This is a genomic window from Streptomyces sp. NPDC086023, from assembly GCF_044540325.1.
GTDB lineage: Bacteria > Actinomycetota > Actinomycetes > Streptomycetales > Streptomycetaceae > Streptomyces.
The window spans coordinates 159909-177504 of record NZ_JBITRX010000014.1 but is presented as its reverse complement, the minus strand read 5'-3'; the positions used below and the strand labels follow the sequence as shown (position 1 = coordinate 177504).

14 protein-coding genes are annotated in these 17596 nt (G+C 73.8%); 7 read left to right on the top strand and 7 right to left on the bottom strand.

Annotation, left to right across the window (positions count from 1 at the left end):
• Positions 1–66: 66 nt before the first annotated feature.
• Positions 67–7404 carry an amino acid adenylation domain-containing protein gene (locus ACIF6F_RS26285; RefSeq protein ID WP_399951296.1) on the bottom strand — a complete coding sequence of 2446 codons (7338 nt, stop codon included), beginning with the start codon at positions 7402–7404 and terminating at the stop codon, positions 67–69.
• Positions 7405–7570: 166 nt separating this feature from the next.
• On the opposite strand from ACIF6F_RS26285, the gene ACIF6F_RS26280 reads away from it, so the two are divergent.
• The gene (locus tag ACIF6F_RS26280) at positions 7571–8392 is read left to right on the top strand and encodes an alpha/beta fold hydrolase (protein WP_399951387.1); all 822 of its coding nucleotides are present in this window, start codon (positions 7571–7573) and stop codon (positions 8390–8392) included.
• A 300-nt stretch (positions 8393–8692) separates the two neighbouring features.
• Here ACIF6F_RS26280 and ACIF6F_RS26275 read toward each other — a convergent pair whose 3' ends face one another.
• A complete protein-coding gene (locus tag ACIF6F_RS26275; RefSeq protein ID WP_399951293.1) occupies positions 8693–9898 on the bottom strand; it encodes an MFS transporter in 1206 nt (401 codons plus the stop codon).
• 157 nt (positions 9899–10055) lie between these two features.
• On the opposite strand from ACIF6F_RS26275, the gene ACIF6F_RS26270 reads away from it, so the two are divergent.
• On the top strand, positions 10056–10961 hold the full coding sequence (locus ACIF6F_RS26270; RefSeq protein WP_399951290.1) for a LysR family transcriptional regulator: 906 nt from the start codon (positions 10056–10058) through the stop codon (positions 10959–10961).
• 85 nt (positions 10962–11046) lie between these two features.
• On the opposite strand, the gene ACIF6F_RS26265 is transcribed toward ACIF6F_RS26270, so the two are convergent.
• Positions 11047–11550 (bottom strand): VOC family protein, encoded by a 504-nt coding sequence (locus ACIF6F_RS26265; protein WP_399951286.1) that lies wholly within the window; start codon positions 11548–11550, stop codon positions 11047–11049.
• Between the two features lie 414 nt (positions 11551–11964).
• Between ACIF6F_RS26265 and ACIF6F_RS26260 the strand changes: the two genes are divergently transcribed.
• Positions 11965–12456 (top strand): hypothetical protein, encoded by a 492-nt coding sequence (locus ACIF6F_RS26260; RefSeq protein WP_399951282.1) that lies wholly within the window; start codon positions 11965–11967, stop codon positions 12454–12456.
• Positions 12457–12826: 370 nt separating this feature from the next.
• Here ACIF6F_RS26260 and ACIF6F_RS26255 read toward each other — a convergent pair whose 3' ends face one another.
• Positions 12827–13075: a hypothetical protein gene (locus tag ACIF6F_RS26255; protein ID WP_399951279.1), complete on the bottom strand. Its 249-nt coding sequence runs from the start codon at positions 13073–13075 to the stop codon at positions 12827–12829.
• 97 nt (positions 13076–13172) lie between these two features.
• Here ACIF6F_RS26255 and ACIF6F_RS26250 point away from each other — a divergent pair, with 97 nt between their 5' ends.
• Entirely contained in the window at positions 13173–13877 is a 705-nt protein-coding gene (locus ACIF6F_RS26250; protein ID WP_399951276.1) for a MerR family transcriptional regulator, read from the top strand.
• On the opposite strand, the gene ACIF6F_RS26245 is transcribed toward ACIF6F_RS26250, so the two are convergent.
• The gene (locus ACIF6F_RS26245; protein ID WP_399951273.1) at positions 13778–14131 is read right to left on the bottom strand and encodes a hypothetical protein; all 354 of its coding nucleotides are present in this window, start codon (positions 14129–14131) and stop codon (positions 13778–13780) included. The genes ACIF6F_RS26250 and ACIF6F_RS26245 overlap by 100 nt on opposite strands.
• A 71-nt stretch (positions 14132–14202) precedes the next feature.
• On the bottom strand, positions 14203–14352 hold the full coding sequence (locus tag ACIF6F_RS26240; protein WP_399951270.1) for a hypothetical protein: 150 nt from the start codon (positions 14350–14352) through the stop codon (positions 14203–14205).
• A gap of 24 nt (positions 14353–14376) precedes the next feature.
• Here ACIF6F_RS26240 and ACIF6F_RS26235 point away from each other — a divergent pair, with 24 nt between their 5' ends.
• On the top strand, positions 14377–14937 hold the full coding sequence (locus ACIF6F_RS26235; RefSeq protein WP_399951267.1) for a hypothetical protein: 561 nt from the start codon (positions 14377–14379) through the stop codon (positions 14935–14937).
• 40 nt (positions 14938–14977) lie between these two features.
• Here ACIF6F_RS26235 and ACIF6F_RS26230 read toward each other — a convergent pair whose 3' ends face one another.
• Positions 14978–15439, bottom strand: coding sequence for a MarR family winged helix-turn-helix transcriptional regulator (locus tag ACIF6F_RS26230; protein WP_399951264.1), 462 nt, complete (start codon positions 15437–15439; stop codon positions 14978–14980).
• Between the two features lie 109 nt (positions 15440–15548).
• On the opposite strand from ACIF6F_RS26230, the gene ACIF6F_RS26225 reads away from it, so the two are divergent.
• Both ACIF6F_RS26225 and ACIF6F_RS26220 read left to right on the top strand, forming a co-directional pair.
• Complete coding sequence (locus ACIF6F_RS26225; RefSeq protein WP_399951261.1) at positions 15549–16121, top strand: DoxX family membrane protein; 573 nt, start codon at positions 15549–15551, stop codon at positions 16119–16121.
• Between the two features lie 805 nt (positions 16122–16926).
• Positions 16927–17532 (top strand): histidine phosphatase family protein, encoded by a 606-nt coding sequence (locus ACIF6F_RS26220; RefSeq protein ID WP_399951257.1) that lies wholly within the window; start codon positions 16927–16929, stop codon positions 17530–17532.
• Positions 17533–17596: the final 64 nt, after the last annotated feature.

Genomic DNA, 17596 nt, shown 5'->3' with positions numbered 1-17596 from the left:
TGCCGGTCGGATGTGTCGTGGGAGGTGTCGTCCCGGTGGTCGTCCGGGACGTGAGTGGTGCTCATGTCAGTCGCCGATCAGCTCGTCGACGACCTTGACCATGTGGCCCACGTACGGCTCCTCCATGATCGTGAGGTGGTCGCCGGGTACGTCGACCACGTCGAGGCGGCCACTGGTCCGCTCGCGCCAGCCGTTCGTGGGGTCCTTGTGCATGCTCTCGATCGCGGTGTGCATCGAGTTGAGGACCTCGGGCAGCGGCTCCGAGGCGTGGATGAGGACCATGTCCTGGTCGACCACCTCGGGCCGGTAGGCGAAGGCCGCCTTCCAGTTGGCCTCGTACACGTGGAACAGCCGCCGGACCACCGCGCCGGTGCTGCCCGCGGGCAGTACGCCCTCGTCTACGGCGAGCTGGGCGATGAAGTCGAACTTCTCCTCCAGCGTGCCGAGTCCGGCCGGGATCAGCTCCAGCGGGGAGTCCCCGCCGCGGCGCAGCCAGAGCAGCTCCCAGAAGAACCAGCCGAGCAGGGCCTCGTCCCCGGTGTTGAGCCGCCGTCCGGGGTTGAGGGCGGTGGTGTCCAGCAGCACCAGGCGCCGGATCTCCTCCCCCGCCGCCCGCAGCTGACGGGCCATCTCGAAGGCCACGAAGCCTCCGAAGGACCAGCCGCCGATCACGTAGGGGCCGGCGGGCTGCACCCGGCGGATGGCCTCGACGTAGCTCGCCGCGATCTCCTCGACGCTGCGCAGCGCCTCCGTGCCCGGGTCGGCACCGGCCGCCTGGAGCGCGTAGAAGGGCTGGTCCTCGGGGAGGTGCCGGGCGTAGCGGACGTAGCAGAGCACGTTGCCGCCCATGGGGTGGACGAAGAACATCGGCCGGCGGTCCCCGTCGGTCCGGATGGGCACCAGCGGGTCGAAGGCGGTACGGGCCTCCCCGGAGCGGAGCCGGGCGGCGAGGGCCGCGGCCGTGGGGGCGGCGACGAACTCCGAGAGCGGGATGTTCGTCCCGTACCGCTGCTCGATCTGGACCACCAGGCGCATCGCGGTGAGCGAGGTGCCGCCGAGGTCGAAGATGTTCTGGTGCGGGCCCACGGCGGGCAGCTGGAGGAGGTCGGCCAGCATCTCCGTCAGCGTCCGCTCGTACGCGTCGAGGGGCTCGGCCGCGTCGTCGGCCGTGCCGGCGGTCAGTCCGGCCCGCCGCAGTGCTGCGTCGTCCCGCTTGCCGCTCGGGGTGAGCGGGAGGGCGGTCAGCCACTCGAAGTGCGAGGGCATCATGTAGTCCGGCAGGACGGTGCGCAGCTGCTTGCGCAGCAGCGCCAGATCGGCGCCGTCGGGGTCGCCGGTCAGGAAGGCGGCGAGGAAGGAGTCGTTGCCCTCGCGCCGGCGGGCGACGACGGCGGCCTCCTGGATGCCGGGGTGGCCGGCGGCGAACCGGGTGATGGCCAGTTCCACCTCGGCCGGCTCCACGCGGTAGCCGCGCACCTTGACCTGCGCGTCCGCGCGGCCCAGGCAGACGATGTCGCCGCCGGGCAGTTCCAGGCCCAGGTCGCCGCTGCGGTAGAGCCGCTCCCCCGTGACCGGGTGGGTGACGAACCGCTCCGCGGTCAGGTCGGGCCGGCCCACGTACCCCTCGGCGAGGCAGTCGCCGGCGAGGTACAGCTCGCCCTTGACGCCGGGCGGCACCGGGCGCATCCGCGCGTCGAGCACCCGGACCGCCGAGTTGTCGACGGGCCGGCCGACGGGCGGCAGGGCGGGGAAGCCGGCCGGGTCGCCCTGCATGGTGTGCGCGGTGACCACGTGGGACTCGGTGGGCCCGTACTGGTTCTCCAGGATCACCCCGGGGACGGCCGCGCACAGCCGGCGTATCTCGTCGGTGACGCGGAGCTGTTCGCCGGAGGAGAGCAGCGCCTTCAGGCTCCGCGGGGCGAGGTCCAGGGCGGCGGCCGCCTCGGCGAGCTGCTGGAGGGCGACGTACGGCAGGTAGAGGCGCTCGACGCCCTCGCGGTCGAGCAGCCGCAGCAGGCCGGGCATGTCGCGCCGCTCGTCCTCCGAGAGCAGGAGCAGGGTGCCGCCGCCGCAGAGCGTGGAGAAGATCTCCTGGAAGGAGACGTCGAAGCTCAGCGGGGCGTACTGGGCGGTGGTGCCGCCGACGACGCCGCTCGGGACCGCGTTCTGCCAGGCCACCAGGTTGGCGAGGGAGCGGTGGGGCATGGCCACGCCCTTGGGCGCGCCGGTCGAGCCGGAGGTGAAGAGGACGTACGCGATGTCCTCCGGGGCGACCGGCGGCGGGGTGAGCGGGGTGTCCGGCCCGGTCCCGGGGGCAGGGTCCCCGAAGAGCTCCTCGGCGGGCAGTACGGGGGCCAGCCCGCCCAGCGGTCCGGCGTGCTCGGCGTCCGCGACGATCCGGAACGGCCGGGCCTGCTCGACCATGGAGGTCAGCCGCTCGGCCGGGTAGCTCACGTCCAGGGGCACGGTCGCGGCGCCGGCCCGCAGCACGCCCAGGATCACCGCGACGGTCTCCGGGGAGCGGGGCATCGCGATGCCGACCCGGTCGCCGGGGCGGGAGCCGAGGGCCAGCAGCCGGGCGGCCACCCGGTCGGCGGCGCGGCCGAGTTCGGCGTACGTCCACCGGCGGGCGCCGAAGGCCACGGCCACGGCGTCGGGGGTGAGCGCGGTCCGCTCGGCCACGGCGCGGGCCACGTCGGTGAACGGGCGGGCCGGGGACGAGGCGGGGGCCTGGGCGGGGGCGGGCCGGTCGGTACCGGGTGCGTCGGCCCGTACCGCGGTGAGGAAGCCGAGGTCCGGGGCCTCGCCGAAGTGCCGGACGATCCGGTCGAGCACGGCGGTGTAGGTGCCGGCGTACAGCTCCGCCTGGGCCGGGGTGAAGGTCTGGCCGTGGAAGTCCATCCGCAGCCGTATGGTGCCCTCGACCGGGTCGGTCATGGCGTTGACCAGCAGCTGGAAGTTGGTCTCCTCCCAGGTGCGGAAGTCGAGCAGGCGCACGCCCGGCAGCTCGAACACGGCCGCGAGCTGGCGGAAGTGGATGTAGTTGAAGGCGGTTTCGAGGACGGCGGCCCCCCGGTCCTCCTGGACGGCGCTCAGCGGGTAGCGCCGGTGGTCGTGGCTGAGGCGCTCCTCGTCGAAGGCCGCCCGGACCAGGCCGGCCCAGTCGGCGGGGGCGCCGGTGTCGAGGCGCACGGGCATGGTGTTGAGGAAGAGGCCGGCGGTGCGGTCGGCGCCTTCGATCTCGGGGCGGCCGTGCGTGACCAGGCCGGTGGTGACGTCCGCCGAGCCGGAGTACAGGCTCAGGGTGAGGACGTGGGCGGCGAACAGCACCGACTTCAGCGGCAGCCCGCGGTCGGCCGCGAACTCGCGGGCGGTGTCGGTCAGTTCCTTCGGCAGGTCGACGAGCCGGGTGAGCTGCTCCGCGCCGCGCGGCGTCTCGTGCGGCCGGAAGGCCTCCAGCCGCAGCAGCGGCGCGTCCGCCAGCTTCTCCTGCCAGAACCGCCGGGTGTCCGCGGACTCCAGGGCCCGGCGCTCGGCGACTACGTGGTGGGCACCGGAGGGCAGGACGGTGTCCGGCACGGCCCCGATGGGATGGCCGAGGGCGTGCAGGTAGTCCTGGAGGAGCTCGCGGAGCAGGGTGGCGACGCTGCCGCCGTCGAGGATGGCGTGGTGGAAGCTGAGCACCAGCTCGACGGTGTCGTCGAGGACGTGTGCGCGGAAGAGGTAGAGCGGGGCGCGCTCGAACTCGTAGCGGTGGAAGCGGCGTTCCTCGATGTGTGCGGCGATCTCGGCACGGGCCTCGGCGTCCGGGAGGCCGCGCAGGTCCGCGGTCTCCAGGCCGCCTTCGACGGTGTGGTCGACGATCTGGAGCGGCTCGGAGAAGGAGCCGAGGTCGAAGGAGGAGCGCAGCACGGGGTGGCGGGCGGTCAGCCGCGCGAAGGCCTCCCGGAAGCGGTCCTCGTCCCAGTCCAGGACCAGGCTGTACTGGAAGACGTCGTGGTAGACGGCCGAGTGCTCCTCGGCCCGGCTGTGGTAGAGCAGGCCGAGCTGGAGGCGGGTGAGGGGGTGGGCGTCGGCCCGGCCTTCGAGGCGGGCCCGGTCCACCTGGGAGACCAGGGCGAACGGCGCGAGGTCCGTCGGCGCTCCGGCCGCGGTGCCGGTGGCGGCGCGGGCGGCGAGCTGGGCGACGGTGGGGTGGTTCATGAGGTCGGTCAGCGAGAAGCGGACGCCGGCCTTCTCGGCCTGCGCGTGGATGCGCAGCATGGTGATGGAGTCGCCGCCGAGGGCGTAGTAGTCGTCGTGGATGCCGAGGCGGTCCGGTTCGGTCTCCAGGACCCGCGCCCAGATGCCGTGGAGGGTCTCCTCGACGGGGTTCCGCGGCGGTTCGGCGGCGCCGGCGGCACTGGCCGCCGGGGCGGGCAGGGCCCGCCGGTCGGCCTTGCCGTTGGGCGTCAGGGGCACCCGGTCGATCCGCACGAAGTACGAGGGGATCATGAACTCGGGCAGCCGGGAAACGAGTTCGGCGCGGAGGGCGGCCGGGTCGCGCCCGGCGTCGGCGACGTAGTAGCCGACCAGGACGGTGCCCCGGGCGGCCGTGTCGCGGTCGACGACGACGGCGTCGCGGATCCCGTCCAGGGAGGCGAGCCGGTTCTGGACCTCGCCCAGCTCGACGCGGTTGCCGCGGATCTTGACCTGGCCGTCGATCCGCCCGAGGTACTCGATGGAGCCGTCGGCCAGCCGGCGCGCGAGGTCGCCGGTGCGGTAGATGCGGTTCTCGGGGGTGAAGGGCTCCCCGTCGGGCAGGTGACGGCCCGGGAAGGGGTCCGCCGTGAACTTCTCGGCGGTCAGCTCCGGCCGGTCCAGGTAGCCGCGGGCCACGTTGACGCCGCCGATGCACAGCTCGCCGGGGACGCCGGCCGGCTGGAGCCCGCCGTGCGCGTCCACCACGTACAGCACGGTGTTGTCGATCGGGCGGCCGATGGGCACCCGCCGGACCGGCCCGCCGGTGGCGCCGGGGCACTCGTGGTACGACACGTCGACGGTCGCCTCGGTGGGCCCGTACAGGTTGACCAGGCGCGGGCCGCCGGGACCGGCTCCGAAGACGCGGTCGAACTGCTCGACGCGCGCGGCGGGCAGCGCCTCGCCGCTGCAGAAGACGGTGCGCAGCGAGCCGGCCCGGGCGCGCAGCTCCGGGGAGACCTCCAGGAGGTCGAGGAAGGGGCCGAGCATGGACGGCACGAAGTGCAGCACGGTGACCCGGCGGGCGTCGATCGCGGCGAGGATCTCGCGGGGGTCCTTCTGGCCGCCGACGGGCAGCAGGGCGAGGCCGGCGCCCTCGATCGCCCACCAGAACAGCTCCCAGACGGACACGTCGAAGGAGATCGGGGTCTTCTGGAGCAGTACGTCGTCCGCGCCGACCGGGTAGGCCGACTGCATCCAGGCCAGCCGGTTCACGACGGAGTGGTGCTCGACCATGACGCCCTTGGGGCGGCCGGTGGAGCCCGAGGTGTAGATGACGTACGCGAGGTCGCGCGGCCCGGCGTGCGGGCCGACGGGGCCGTCCGGGCCGGTGAGGAGTTCCTCGACGGTCAGCGGGCGGAGGGCGCCCGCCTCCTCGGGGAGTCGGGTGCCGGGGTCGGCGAGGACGGCGGCGGCGCGGCTGTCCTCCAGTAACAGGCCGATGCGCTCGGCCGGATAACCGGGGTCGACGGGCACGTACGCGGCGCCCGCCTTGAGCACGCCGAGCAGGGCGACGAGGAGCTGCGGGGAGCGCTCCATCAGCACGGCGACGCGGTCGCCGGTGGCGACTCCCCGCTCGCGCAGGGAGCGGGCCAGCTGGTTGGAGCGGGCGTCGAGTTCGGCGTAGGTGAGGGTCTCGGTGCCGTCCGCGCCGGTCACGGCGGTGCGGCCGGGGGTACGGGCGGCCTGCTCGGCGATCAGCGCGTGGACGGTGGTGCCGTCGGCGTACGGGACGCGGGGGCCGCGGGAGTCGCGGACGAGCGCGGCGTAGCCGGCCGCGTCGAGCAGGGGCAGGGTGACGGCCGGCCGTTCGGGCTCGTCCACGCCGGCCCGGATGAGGGTGAGCAGGTGGCCGGCGACGGAGGCGATGGGCAGGTCGTCGTCGAAGACGTCGAGGGCGTAGTCGAGGTCGATGCGCAGGTCGGCGTCGTCGTCGAAGGCGTGCACCATCACCGACAGCGCGTCCTGGGCGTGCACCGGCGCCTTGATCACGGTCTCGGTCTCGACACCGGGCAGGGCGGCCGGGCGGGGGAAGCGGAGGTAGGAGAGCGTGACGTCGAAGAGGCGGCGGGATCCGGCCCCGGTGGCGGGGAGTTCGCGCACGGCGTCGCCGAGGGCGAGCCGTTCGTGGCCGCGCAGGGTGTCCGTGCCGGCGCGGACCCGGGCGGCCAGCTCGGGGAGGGTGGCGGCGGCGTCGACGGCCACGCGGACCGGGAGGCTGTTGGCGACCTGGCCGACGGCGGCCTTCTCGGCCTCGGAACGGCGGTTGAGGAAGGGGACGCCGAGGACGGCCTCGTCGGCGTTGTGCACGCGGGCGAGGTAGGTGGCGAAGGCGGCGGCCACGAAGGCGAAGGGGGAGCTGCCGCCCTCCCGGATGCGGCGGACCAGCGTGGCGTCCACCGTGAAGGTGTGGCGGCCGCGCAGCACGGGGGCGTCCTCGGCGGCCACGGTCCGGGGGAAGAGGGCGGGGGTGATGCCCGCGAGTGCCTCCCGGTGATGGGCCCGGTCCTCGTCGTATGCGGCGGAGTCACGGTACGCGGCCTCGGCGTCCAGCAGCGTGGTCACGGAGGGCACGAGGGCGGGGGCGGGGGCGGGGGTCGCCCCGGGAGTGGTGGTCGCACCGGGGGTGGCGGTGGCGTCGGGGGTGCCGGAGCCGGTGCCGGCCTGGACGGCGGTGCCGGTGCGGCGGGCGTACTCGTCGTGGACCCGGCGGAGCACGAGGTTGAGCGCCCAGGCGTCGGCGATCAGGTGGTGGACGTTGAGGTGCAGGTGCACCACCCGCTCGCTCTCGCGCAGCACCGCTGCCGTGAACAGACGCGAACGACGCAGCGTGAAGGGGCGGTTGAAGGAGTCCCGCTGCCACCGCGCACAGGCCGCGGCGGGCGCGGGCGCGCCGGAGTGGTCGACGTACTCCACCTCGGGTCCGCCGTCCTCGGGCGCGAACCACTGGAAGGGGACGCCGTCCCGGTCGTCGAACCGGAGGGAGAACGCGTCGTTGGTCTCCAGGACGTGCCGGAGGGCGTCCCGCAGTGCGTCGGTGTCTAGGTCGCCGTCCAGCCGTTCGTGGATGACCACGTTGAACTGGGGGTCGGCGACGGTGGCTGATTCGGCAGCCCAGATATCGCGCTGATAGGCGGACAGCGGGAGCTGACGTGAAGCGAGCATCGGCCTTCCTTCGATAATTCGGGCGCAGGGAATTTTCACTGCCCGATGCTCGTGAGCCTACGTTTCACGCCAACCGGTCCACCACTACCTGAGTGAGTAGCCGGAGACCACTCGATCAAGTAGTCATCGGCAGGAATGGCGCAATGTGGACGGGGAACCCGAAGAAATGGCCGGACGTTTCGCTAGCATCTCCGCCATGACCTCTTCACTTCCTTCCGCGTTATCGCGTTCCGTGTGGGGCAGCGGCCCCGGACTGCTGCTCGCGCATGGTGCGGGCAGCGATGTGCGGGACAGTTTCGGCCCCGTCATCGAATCCCTCGCCCAATCCAGGACGGTGGTCGGCGCCGATTTTCCCGGCTCTGGTTCCACCCCTCTCTCGGACGGCCCGCTGAGTCTTGACGAGCTGGCCGACGGCATTGTGGAAAGCGCAGTGCAATCCGGTCTCGGGACTTTCGCCATTTCCGGTTTCTCGATGGGCACGACGGTCGCCGTGCGGGCCGCGGTCCGCCATCCGGAGCGGGTCACCGCCCTGGTCCTTTCCGCCGGCTTCGCCCGCCCGAGCCCGCGGCTCCTGCTGGCGGTCGAGACCTGGCGGGCGCTGGGGCGGCGGGACCCCCGGGGCCGGGAGCTGGCCGCGTACCTGTCGCTGATGGTCGGCGGGCCCGAGTGGCTGGAGGCGCGGTCCGGCGCCGAGATCGAGGAGCAGCTCGGGTTGTTCGCCGCGGGCATGCCGGCCGGCACCGACGCACAGCTGGCCCTCTTCGACCACCTCGACGTGCGGGCCGACCTGGCCCGGGTGGAGGTGCCCGCCCTGGTCGTGTCGCCGACCCGGGACCTGCTGACCACACCCGTTCACTCCCGCGAACTGGCGGAGGGCATTCCGGGCGCCCGGCTGGCGGCCCTGGACTGCGGGCACGCCATCGCGGCCGAGCGGCCGACCCAATGGGCGGCGCTGATCCGGGAGTTCCTCGACGGCGTCGGCTGCTGAGCGGGGCGGGCACCGGCGGCCCGGCCGGCTCGCCGGTGGGGCCGCGGTGGGGCCGCCGTCAGGTCGCGGTCGGGTCGGCCGCTTCCCGCTGCCGGGCTCTGGGGCACGTACCGCTGCCGGGGCCTGGGGCACGTACCGCCGGCCACCGGGGGCGGCGCTCCGGGGGCGGGGGCTTGCCCCGGAGCGCCGTTCCACCGCCGCCCCCGTCGGGGGCGGGTCTGGGGGTCCGCCGGGTCCGGTCCGGAGGATCCCGGGGCCCGGCCCGCCTAGCCGCGGCCCGCCTAGCCTCGGGTGGCTCGCCTAGCCTCGGGTGGCTCGCGCGGGGCCGCGGCCCAGGGCCGTCACCGCCAGGGCGCCCGCGGCGAGGGCCGCGCCGAGCCACATCACGGCCTCGATGCCGGACCCGTCCGCGGCCAGGCCGCCGACGAACGCGCCCAGCGCGATGGCCCCGTTGAACACGCCGACGAACAGCGCGGAGGCCGCCTCGCGGGCTTCCGGGGCCGAACCAAGCAGCCAGGTCTGCGTGGAGACCGAGACCCCGCCGTACGACAGGCCCCAGACGGCCAGCAGCACCGCCGCCGTCATCACCGAGCCGCCGACCACCGGCAGCAGGCAGACCGTCGCCGCCAGCACCAGGCTGATCACCAGCAGCGTGCCGCGCGGGGAGCGGGCGGCACCGGCGCCCGCGGCAAAGTTGCCGAGCACGCCCGCGATTCCGTACACCAGCAGCAGCGTGCCGATCATGGAGGCGCTCGCCCCCGAGATCTCCTCCAGGGCGGGCCGTACGTACGTGTAGGCGGTGAAGTGGCCCGTGACCAGCAGCGCCACGACGGCCAGCCCGGTCGCGACCCGCGGGTTGCCGACCAGCCTCAGCACGCCGCCCAGCCGGATCTCCTGCTCCGCGGGCAGCTTCGGCAGCAGCACCGCCAGCGCGATCAGCACGAGCAGCGCGAGCCCGGCCATGGTGACGAACGCGGTGCGCCAGTCGGCCAGTTCGCCGATGTACGTGCCGGCCGGAACGCCGAGCACGGAGGCCACCGCGATCCCGCTGAAGACGAGCGAGGTGGCCGGTCCGACGGAGCCGCCCGGCACCAGTCGTACCGCGAGTCCGGCCGCGATCGCCCAGACGCCGCCCATGCCGATGCCGACGAGCACGCGGGCGGCCACCATGACGGCGAAGTTCGGGGACCAGGCCGCGAGGAGGTTCCCCGCGACCAGCACCGCCATCAGACCGCACAGCACCAGGCGGCGGTCGAAGCGGCCGAGCGCCGGGGTGAGCAGCGGCGCGGACACCGCCCCGACCAGGCCGGTGATGGTCAGCGTGAGTCCGGCCGTGCCCTCGGTCACCCGCAGCGCGTCGCCGATGGGCGTCAGCAGGCCCACCGGCAGCATCTCGGACGTGACCACGGTGAACGTCGCGCCTGCCACGGCCGCCACGGCGGGCCAGCCGCCGCGGGGGCCGGAGGCCTGCGGCGTCACCCCTGCGATTTCCTCTGTCTGTGCCATGAGTTCAGCCAACCCGCGATGACCTGCGGGAACAACGGCCAATCCCTCATGCTTCGATGAGCTGGGCTACTTGATCGACTGCCCGGGCGCGGCTGGCGGGCGCGGGCCTCCGCCCGGTAGACAGCGGGGGTCCGAACGCGGGGTAGAAAGGTGACCCATGAGCAGTCTGGAGTTCCGCGAGCTGGAGGCGTTCCTCGTGCTCGCCGAGGAGTTGCACTTCGGCCGGGCGGGCGAGCGGCTGTACGTGTCCCAGAGCCGGGTCAGCCAGCTCCTCCGGTCGCTGGAGGGCCGGATCGGCGCCCCGCTGGTGGAGCGTACGAGCCGCCGCGTCGGCCTGACGCCGCTCGGCGAGTCGTTCCTCGCATCGCTGCGTCCTGCGTACGAGGCGCTGCGCGCGACGGTGGACGAGGCGCGGGCGGCCGCCCGCGGCTTCGGCGGGGTGCTGCGGATCGGCTTCCAGGGCACGGTGGACGACTACCTGGCGCAGGCCATCGCGCTGTTCGAGGACCGGTACCCGGAGTGCGCCATCGAGGTGGCGGAGATCGCCCTGTCGGACCCGTTCGGGCCGGTGCGCCGCAAGGAGGTGGACTGCGCGGTGGTGCTGCTGCCGGTGGCGGAGGAGGACCTGGTGCTGGGCCCGGTGTTCTCGCGGCAGCCGCAGACCCTCGCGGTGTCCGCCCGGCACCCGCTCGCCGGGCGCGAGTCGGTGTCGGCGGAGGAGCTGGCCGGGTGCCGGCTGATCGGCATCCGCGGCTCGGCGCCCGAGTACTGGCGCCGGGCGCAGGCCCCCGGGGAGACCCCGGGCGGCCTGCCCGTACCGGCCGGGCCGCTGGTGAACACCCTCCAGGAGGGCCTGTCGCTGACGGCCGCGGACCGGGGCGCGATGCTGCTGTGCCGGTCGACCGCGGAGTACCACGGCCGGCGCAGCTCCATCGCCTTCGTGCCGGTCGAGGGGCTGCCGGACTCGCTCCTGGGCCTGGTCAGGCACCGGGAGCACGCCACCCCCCAGGCCCAGGCCTTCGCCCAGGCGGTCGGCGAGACGCTGGGGCGGGAGGCGGCGTAGCGCCCGTACCGCCGGGGGGTTGGGCGGGGCCCCGGGGGTTGTCCGGGTCCCCGGGGATTGTCCGGTACCCCGGGGCCGTTCGACCCTAAGGGCGGTCGGACGGGCGGACGTGGGGGCGGACGGGGCGGACGTAGGGGCGGGTCATGATCTCCATGTTGTGGCCGTCCGGGTCCTCGAAGTACGCGCCGCGGCCGCCGAAGAGACGGTTGATCTGCCCGGCTTCGGTGTGGTGGGGGTCCGCGTAGTAGGTGACCCCGGCCGCCGTCAGCCGGTCGATCATGCCGTCGAACGCGTCCTCGGCGACCAGGAAGGCGTAGTGCTGGGACTGGATCGGCTCGTCGGCCAGCGCGTAGTAGTCGAGGGTCACGCCGTTGCCGAGGTCGACGGGGAGGAAGGGCCCGAACGGCGCCGACACCTCCAGGCCGAGGACGGAAGCCAGGAATTCGGCCGACCGGCTCCGGTCGCTGGCGTACACGACGGTGTGGTCGAGCCGGGCCACGGGGGTGGGCGGGTGGCCGCCGGATGCGGGCTGGTCCTGCGGGTGCCGCGGGTCGTGCGGCTGCTGCGGGTGGTGCTGGGTATGCGTCATGGGGTGGAGGATCTCCGGTCTTCGGGCTTCGGGATGTGAAGTGGACGGACGCCTCAGGGGGCGCCGGAATGAAGACGCGGAGGGGTGGCGGGGCTCGTGCCCGCCCCGTGCTCACGCCGAGGCCGGGAACCCGTTTCGTGTGTGGCCCAAGGCCGACCCGGCAGTCACACAGCTGATCCTACATACCGTCACGGACCTCCGAGCAGCGAAACCTTCCGTCACACCCATGGGCCCAGGCGGCCGATGGGCCTGCATCACAGTTCCGGCACCAGCCACCAGAAGATCGCCTCTTTAGAGACACATTGCGCATTTACCTGTGCTTTGCGGTGTTGCATACGTTATTCACCATTTGCATGGCTCGTGCCGTCTATGGTGTGAGCGCCTGGTGGGGGTCGTCCGTTCTGGGAGTGGTGTATGCGTGGTCTTCGTGCGGTGATGGTGGCGGTTTCCGTGGTGGCTGGGATGGTCTCGTCGTCTCCGGTGGCGGCCGCGGATGCTCTTGACTCACCGGCTGTGAGTGTGGTGTTCAGCCAGGGTGACGGGAACGTCATCGGCAACGGGAACAACGTGGCAGGGCGCGACCTTCAGGTCGGCAGCGGCCACGTCGCGGGGACTGGCCACTCCGTTGCGGCCCTCAGGGCGGAGCGGACCTTCACCATCAGGAACAATCGGAACAGGGATGTGCGGATCCTTCAGAACGTCCCTCCCGTCGAGGAGATCCTGCGCATCAACAGCGGGGACGCGGCCCAGTACACCCTCCGCCAACAGCGCGTGCAGCTGGGGGTCATCTCGCCGCCCGGCTCGGCAGACCTCATCCTTGACCTGGACCGTGCGCCGGAGTGCCGCCGCGCCGACTTGCTGGGCTGCATCATCGAAGGTGATCTGATCACGCTCACTGAAGAGTGAGGTCCCCCACCTCGGCTGTCGCGGTCCAGGATCCGGTGCGCTGCCGCCGCTCGCCCCGGGACGGCACGATGCGCTTGTCCCGGCATGACCCACTCGGATTGACGGAGTCGCTGAGCGGCCGGACCGGGTAGGCGCAGCGTCTTCGCCCGGCCCGGGGCGCCGCAGGCGCGGGGTGACGCAAAAACAGTTTCTGTCGGTGGCCCGGAACTTGGTGACTCACGTTGCCGTTCCGGTTCCCAACGCCCTGCGCCGGGCGCCTCGTGCCTGGCGCCTCGTGCCCGCTGCCGGTGGCGCGGTGGGGCGCGGTCAGGAAACCCTCGGGCGTGTCCGCCGGTACTGAGGGCTGAGTACCGGGCAGCGCAGGTGCGCGTCAGGGGATGTCCGTGTCCGAGGGCTCGGTGTCGTAGACGTGCGGTTCGGCGCCGACCCAGTCGATCAGCCCGGAGTCGCCGAGCACGAGCTCGTCGGGGTCGGGGACGCCGGCGCGGCGGAGGAACTCGATGACGTCCGCGTCGTTCCTGGCCAGGCCGAGGATGTCCTCGTGGCCCTCGACCCGCAGCGTCACCCGGCGTCCGCCGGAGGGCGACAGCCGGTGCACGACGATCGGCGCGTGATGCATGGCTCCAGCCTGGGGCGCGCCGGGCGGGTCCGCATCCGGGGCCGAGGTTGACCTTGACCCTCGGGGCAGGGTTTAGGTTGCCGGTCGGGAGGTCCGCATGAAGATCGGTGAGCTGGCCCGTCGCGCAGGAGCGACGGTCAAGGCGGTGCGCTACTACGAGGCGATGGGCCTGGTCAGCCCGGCGAGGCTGGCCAACGGCTACCGCGACTACGGCGAGCACGACGTACGCCTGGTCCGCGAGATCCGCACGCTCGGCGCCCTCGGCATCCCCGTCGACCGCACCCGGCCGTTCCTCGACTGTCTGGCGGCCGGCGGCACGCACGGCGACGACTGCCCCGCCGCCCTCGCCGGCTACCGCGAGGCCATCGGCGAACTGACGGCCCGCATCGAGGCGCTCGCCGAGCGCCGGGCCGTGCTCAGCGCGCACCTCCGCGAGGCGGCGTACCGCAACAGCACCGCCACGGGGGCGGGCGCCGCCGGGGAGGAGGGTGCCGCGGTGGAGGAGGGTGCCGCCGGGGAGGGGGAGGCCGTGCACGACCTGGCCGTCCTGCCCGAGCGGCTGCGGCTGCCCTTCGCGATGCTGTCCGACCCCTCGCTGTCACTGGCCTCGGCCCTGGGGCTGCCGGTCTTCGAGTTCGACGGCCGGTCCCTTTTCAGGCGCATCACCCTGGTCGTCAGGGAGGGCCTGATCGAGCACGTCTTCTATCCGGTCTTCCCGCCCGACGGGCATGCCCGGCAGGTGGTGGAGTGGCTGCGGGAGAACCCCGTGCGCGACTGCGAGACCGTGCACGACCCCGTGTAGCGCCGCAGCGCCCGGCCGCTTCCCCGCACCCGGCCGAGGGCGCTGCGCCCGCAGGTGCGCCAGTGGGCGGGCGTGATCCGGGGGCGGTGCGCCCCCGTGGTGATCAGGGCGTTCACCGGCGTCAGCGGGTCGGCGGCCAGCGCCTTGGCCGCCAGCACGCCCACCACGAGCGGCAGCAGGGCGGTGGCGAGGGCGGAGCCGGTGAGGGTGACCTGCCGGAGTGCGGCGGGCCGGCGCGGGGCGTCGGTGTTCATGGGCCCATTCGATCGCGGCGGGTGGGGGGCGGGAATCGGGCCTGGTACTCAGGTCGTTCGGCCTCACGTACTCAGAACGGGGGTGGGGCGTGTGGGGTGGGAGTGGTGGTCCACTGGTGGGGGCGGCCGGGGCGGTGGTGGCCGGGGCCGATGGTGACCGGGACGGTGGTGACCGGGACGGTGGTGACCGGGGCGTGCTGGCCGGTCCGGTGGTGGCCCATGAGGTGCGGGTGTGGGAGGCAGGGATGACTGTGGCGGGTGCGGGCTCGGGCTCGGGGGTGGGCTCAGGTGCGGGTGCGGGTGCGCGCTCGGGTGCGGGTTCGGGTGCGGGGGCGGGGGCGGGTGCCTTCGAGCCGGCTACGGGGGACGGGGCGCCCGTACCGCCGGAGCGGGCGCGGGCCCGGGCCGCCGAGGTGCGGACCGCGTACGAGGGGCTGCGCCAGATCCGCCGGCTCGTCAACGCGGGGGACGACGGGCGTCCGGGGGATCCCGCGGAGCGCCCGGCGCCCTGGGAGCGGGAGCGGCCGCTGCGGGCGGTGTCCCTGGCCCTGGAGGCTGCGGGGGTGCCGGCTTCCGCGGTGGACGCGGCCGGGCGGCGGTCGGAGACCGGGTACGTGGTCCGTGCCGGCGAGGAGCCCGGCACCGTACGGGTGAGCTGGCTCGGGCCGCCCGGCGGCCGGGCCGCCGAGGAGGAGGCCGCCCGGCTGGCGGAGTGCCGCTCGGTCCTGGAGCGGGCGGGCTGGGACGCCCTGCTGTACCGGGGGCCACGGCACCGGCGCTATGTGGAGGTCGCTGCGCTGCGCTGAGCGCGTCGGGGCGAGCGACGGCGCCAGGGGAGTCGCTTCGTCAGCGGCTTGCGCGCAGGCGGCGGGTGACCTCGCCCAGGCCGTCGGCCAGGGCGCCGATCTGGTCGGGCGTCAGTACGTCGATCAGGTGCCGGCGCACCGCCTCGACGTGGCCCGGGGCCGCCTGTTCCAGCCGCTCCCGGCCCTGCTCGGTGAGGACGGCGAAGATTCCCCGTACGTCGGACGGGCAGCTGCGCCGCCGTACCAGGCCCGCCTTCTCCAGCTGCGTGACCTGGTAGGTCAGCCCGCTCTTCGAGTTGATCAGCCCGTCGGCCAGCTCCGTCATGCGCAGCTCGCCGCCGGGGGCGGCCGAGAGGCGGACGAGGATCTCGTACTGCGGGTGCGAGAGGCCGGAGTCGTCCTTGAGCTGCTGGTCCAGGCGCCGGTTCAGCAGCGCCGAAGCGGCCAGGAAGCCGCTCCACGCCCGCATCTCGTCGTCGTTCAGCCATCGCGTGTCACCCATGGGGCCAGCGTACGGCAGTTGTTCCAATTTGAACGACGGGCTATGGTCGGGGCTGCACGTGAAGTTCAAATTCGAAGCACTTTCGGCTCCCCAACGAAAGGGACCCCTCATGGCCTCCCCGTCCGCGGCCCTGCGCACCGCCGAGACCACTGCCGAGACCGCTGCCGAGACCGCTGCCGCCGGCCCCCACGCCGGCGGCGCGGCCCGTGACGCCGGGCTGCTGGTGCTGCGACTCGTCCTCGGCCTGACCATGGCCGCCCACGGCTCCCAGAAGCTCTTCGGCTGGTTCGGGGGCGGGGGCGTCGAGGGCACCGGCCAGTTCTTCGGCATGAGCGGCTACCCGGCGCCCGAGGCGATGGCCGTCCTGGCCGGCCTCACCGAGACCCTCGGTGGCCTGGCCCTCGCGCTGGGCCTGCTCACCCCGCTGGCCGGCGCGGCCGTGACCGGCACCATGATCAATGCCATGGCCGTGGTCTGGAGCGGGTCCTTCTTCGCCCCCAAGGGCGTCGAGTACGAACTGCTGCTCGCCGCCGCGGCGGCCGCGCTCACCCTGACCGGGCCCGGCCGGTACGCGGTCGACGCGTTCGTTCCGGTGCTCCGCGGCATCGGGAGCCGCCCGCGGACCCTGGCTCTGCTGGTCGGCGTGGTCGCGGCGGCGGTACTGCTGCTCGTCCGGTCCTGATCCGGGGCGGCTCTGGGGGGGTTCGGCGGAGCTCTGGCGGGCCTGTGCACAGCCGCCCCCGCCCCGGGTCCGGTGTCTGGATGCCGCCCGGTGTGGGGTTGTCCGCCGACCGAGGGTTTCCGGACCGGGGTGGGCCCTCAAGGGCGCTGCGCTGCGCTCCGCGTCGCTGCGCGATGACCCTTCGGGGCACCCTTGACCGCCCACCCCGGTCCGGAAGGCAAAGACCCTCGGCGGACAACCCCCGAAGAACGCCCCGGAGGAACACAGGCCACAGCCCTCCCTGATGGTCGTGACCGGGGTCGGGGGGACCGCCTCCGGCGACCGACGCTGCTGCCGAGCCGCCGGCCGACGGGGCACGCGTCCCCGTCCGCAGGCCCACGCGGTCGGCTCGGCGGCCTCCGGGCCGCCTGTGCCCCTTCATAAGCCGCCACAGATCGCTACGCGCTCCCGCCGTCTCGGCGGCAGACAGGCCGTCGGGCCGAGTCAGGCCGCCCACACAGCCATCGGTGCCGGGGCCGAGCCCTCCCGGCGTCTGTGCGTGCGGTCCGGAGTGAGACGGGCCGCCCCAGGAAACGGGTTTCGGTCCGGTCGGCGATCCGGGTCCAGTCGGCCAGGCCCTCGGCGACCCCCTGGTAGTCGTCCAGTACCGCACAGCGCAGCTTCGACGCCTCCTGCGTGATCGTCGGATCCCGGCCGAGCGTGGACCGTTCTCGGCGCGTCCCGGCGGGTGCCGGGCTCCGGCTGACGCACCGTAGGGGGGTCCGGGAGGTGCCCGGACCGGCGTACGCGAGGAGGCGGGGCGGGAATGGGCGATGTGCTGCTGGTCCGGCACGGCGAGACGGCGTGGAGCGCCTCGGGGCGGCACACCGGGCTGACGGACGTGCCGCTGACGGCCGGGGGCGTCGAGGAGGCGATCACGCTCGCCCCGTACTTCACCGGCCTCTCCCCTGCGCTGGTGCTCACCAGTACGCTCACCCGCGCCCGCAGCACGGCGCGGCTGGCGGGTCTGCCCCAGGGGGAGACCGATCCCGACCTGCACGAGTGGGACTACGGGGCGTACGAGGGCGTCACCACGGCGGAGATCCACCGCACCCGGCCTGACTGGTCGCTCTGGCGGGACGGGGTGCCGCCGGGCGACGCGGAGCACCCGGGCGAGAGTCCGGAGGAGGTCGGGGCGCGGGCCGACCGGGTGCTGGCCCGGGTGGCGGCGGCGCTCGACGGCGCCGACGGGGATGCCGTGCTGGTTGCCCACGGTCACTTCCTGCGCGTCCTGACGGCGCGATACCTGGGACTGCCGCCCGCGGAGGGGAGGCTGTTCCTGCTGCGGACCGGGACGGTCAGCAGGCTGTCCACGGAGCACGGGGAGCCGGTGATCGCGGGGTGGAACACCCGTCCGCTGCCGGTGGGTTGATTGCGCGGGCAGCGAGGGATTGCGGGGCGGTTCTTTAGGTTTCCCTCGGATTCCCAGGGAATAT

Bases quoted from the DNA above. Each gene is read 5' to 3' on its own strand.
- ACIF6F_RS26285 (WP_399951296.1), bottom strand. From the start codon at position 7,404: ATGCTCGCTTCACGTCAGCTCCCGCTGTCCGCCTATCAGCGCGATATC.
- ACIF6F_RS26280 (WP_399951387.1), top strand. From the start codon at position 7,571: ATGGCCGGACGTTTCGCTAGCATCTCCGCCATGACCTCTTCACTTCCT.
- ACIF6F_RS26275 (WP_399951293.1), bottom strand. From the start codon at position 9,898: ATGGCACAGACAGAGGAAATCGCAGGGGTGACGCCGCAGGCCTCCGGC.
- ACIF6F_RS26270 (WP_399951290.1), top strand. From the start codon at position 10,056: ATGAGCAGTCTGGAGTTCCGCGAGCTGGAGGCGTTCCTCGTGCTCGCC.
- ACIF6F_RS26265 (WP_399951286.1), bottom strand. From the start codon at position 11,550: ATGACGCATACCCAGCACCACCCGCAGCAGCCGCACGACCCGCGGCAC.
- ACIF6F_RS26260 (WP_399951282.1), top strand. From the start codon at position 11,965: ATGCGTGGTCTTCGTGCGGTGATGGTGGCGGTTTCCGTGGTGGCTGGG.
- ACIF6F_RS26255 (WP_399951279.1), bottom strand. From the start codon at position 13,075: ATGCATCACGCGCCGATCGTCGTGCACCGGCTGTCGCCCTCCGGCGGA.
- ACIF6F_RS26250 (WP_399951276.1), top strand. From the start codon at position 13,173: ATGAAGATCGGTGAGCTGGCCCGTCGCGCAGGAGCGACGGTCAAGGCG.
- ACIF6F_RS26245 (WP_399951273.1), bottom strand. From the start codon at position 14,131: ATGAACACCGACGCCCCGCGCCGGCCCGCCGCACTCCGGCAGGTCACC.
- ACIF6F_RS26240 (WP_399951270.1), bottom strand. From the start codon at position 14,352: ATGGGCCACCACCGGACCGGCCAGCACGCCCCGGTCACCACCGTCCCG.
- ACIF6F_RS26235 (WP_399951267.1), top strand. From the start codon at position 14,377: ATGACTGTGGCGGGTGCGGGCTCGGGCTCGGGGGTGGGCTCAGGTGCG.
- ACIF6F_RS26230 (WP_399951264.1), bottom strand. From the start codon at position 15,439: ATGGGTGACACGCGATGGCTGAACGACGACGAGATGCGGGCGTGGAGC.
- ACIF6F_RS26225 (WP_399951261.1), top strand. From the start codon at position 15,549: ATGGCCTCCCCGTCCGCGGCCCTGCGCACCGCCGAGACCACTGCCGAG.
- ACIF6F_RS26220 (WP_399951257.1), top strand. From the start codon at position 16,927: ATGGGCGATGTGCTGCTGGTCCGGCACGGCGAGACGGCGTGGAGCGCC.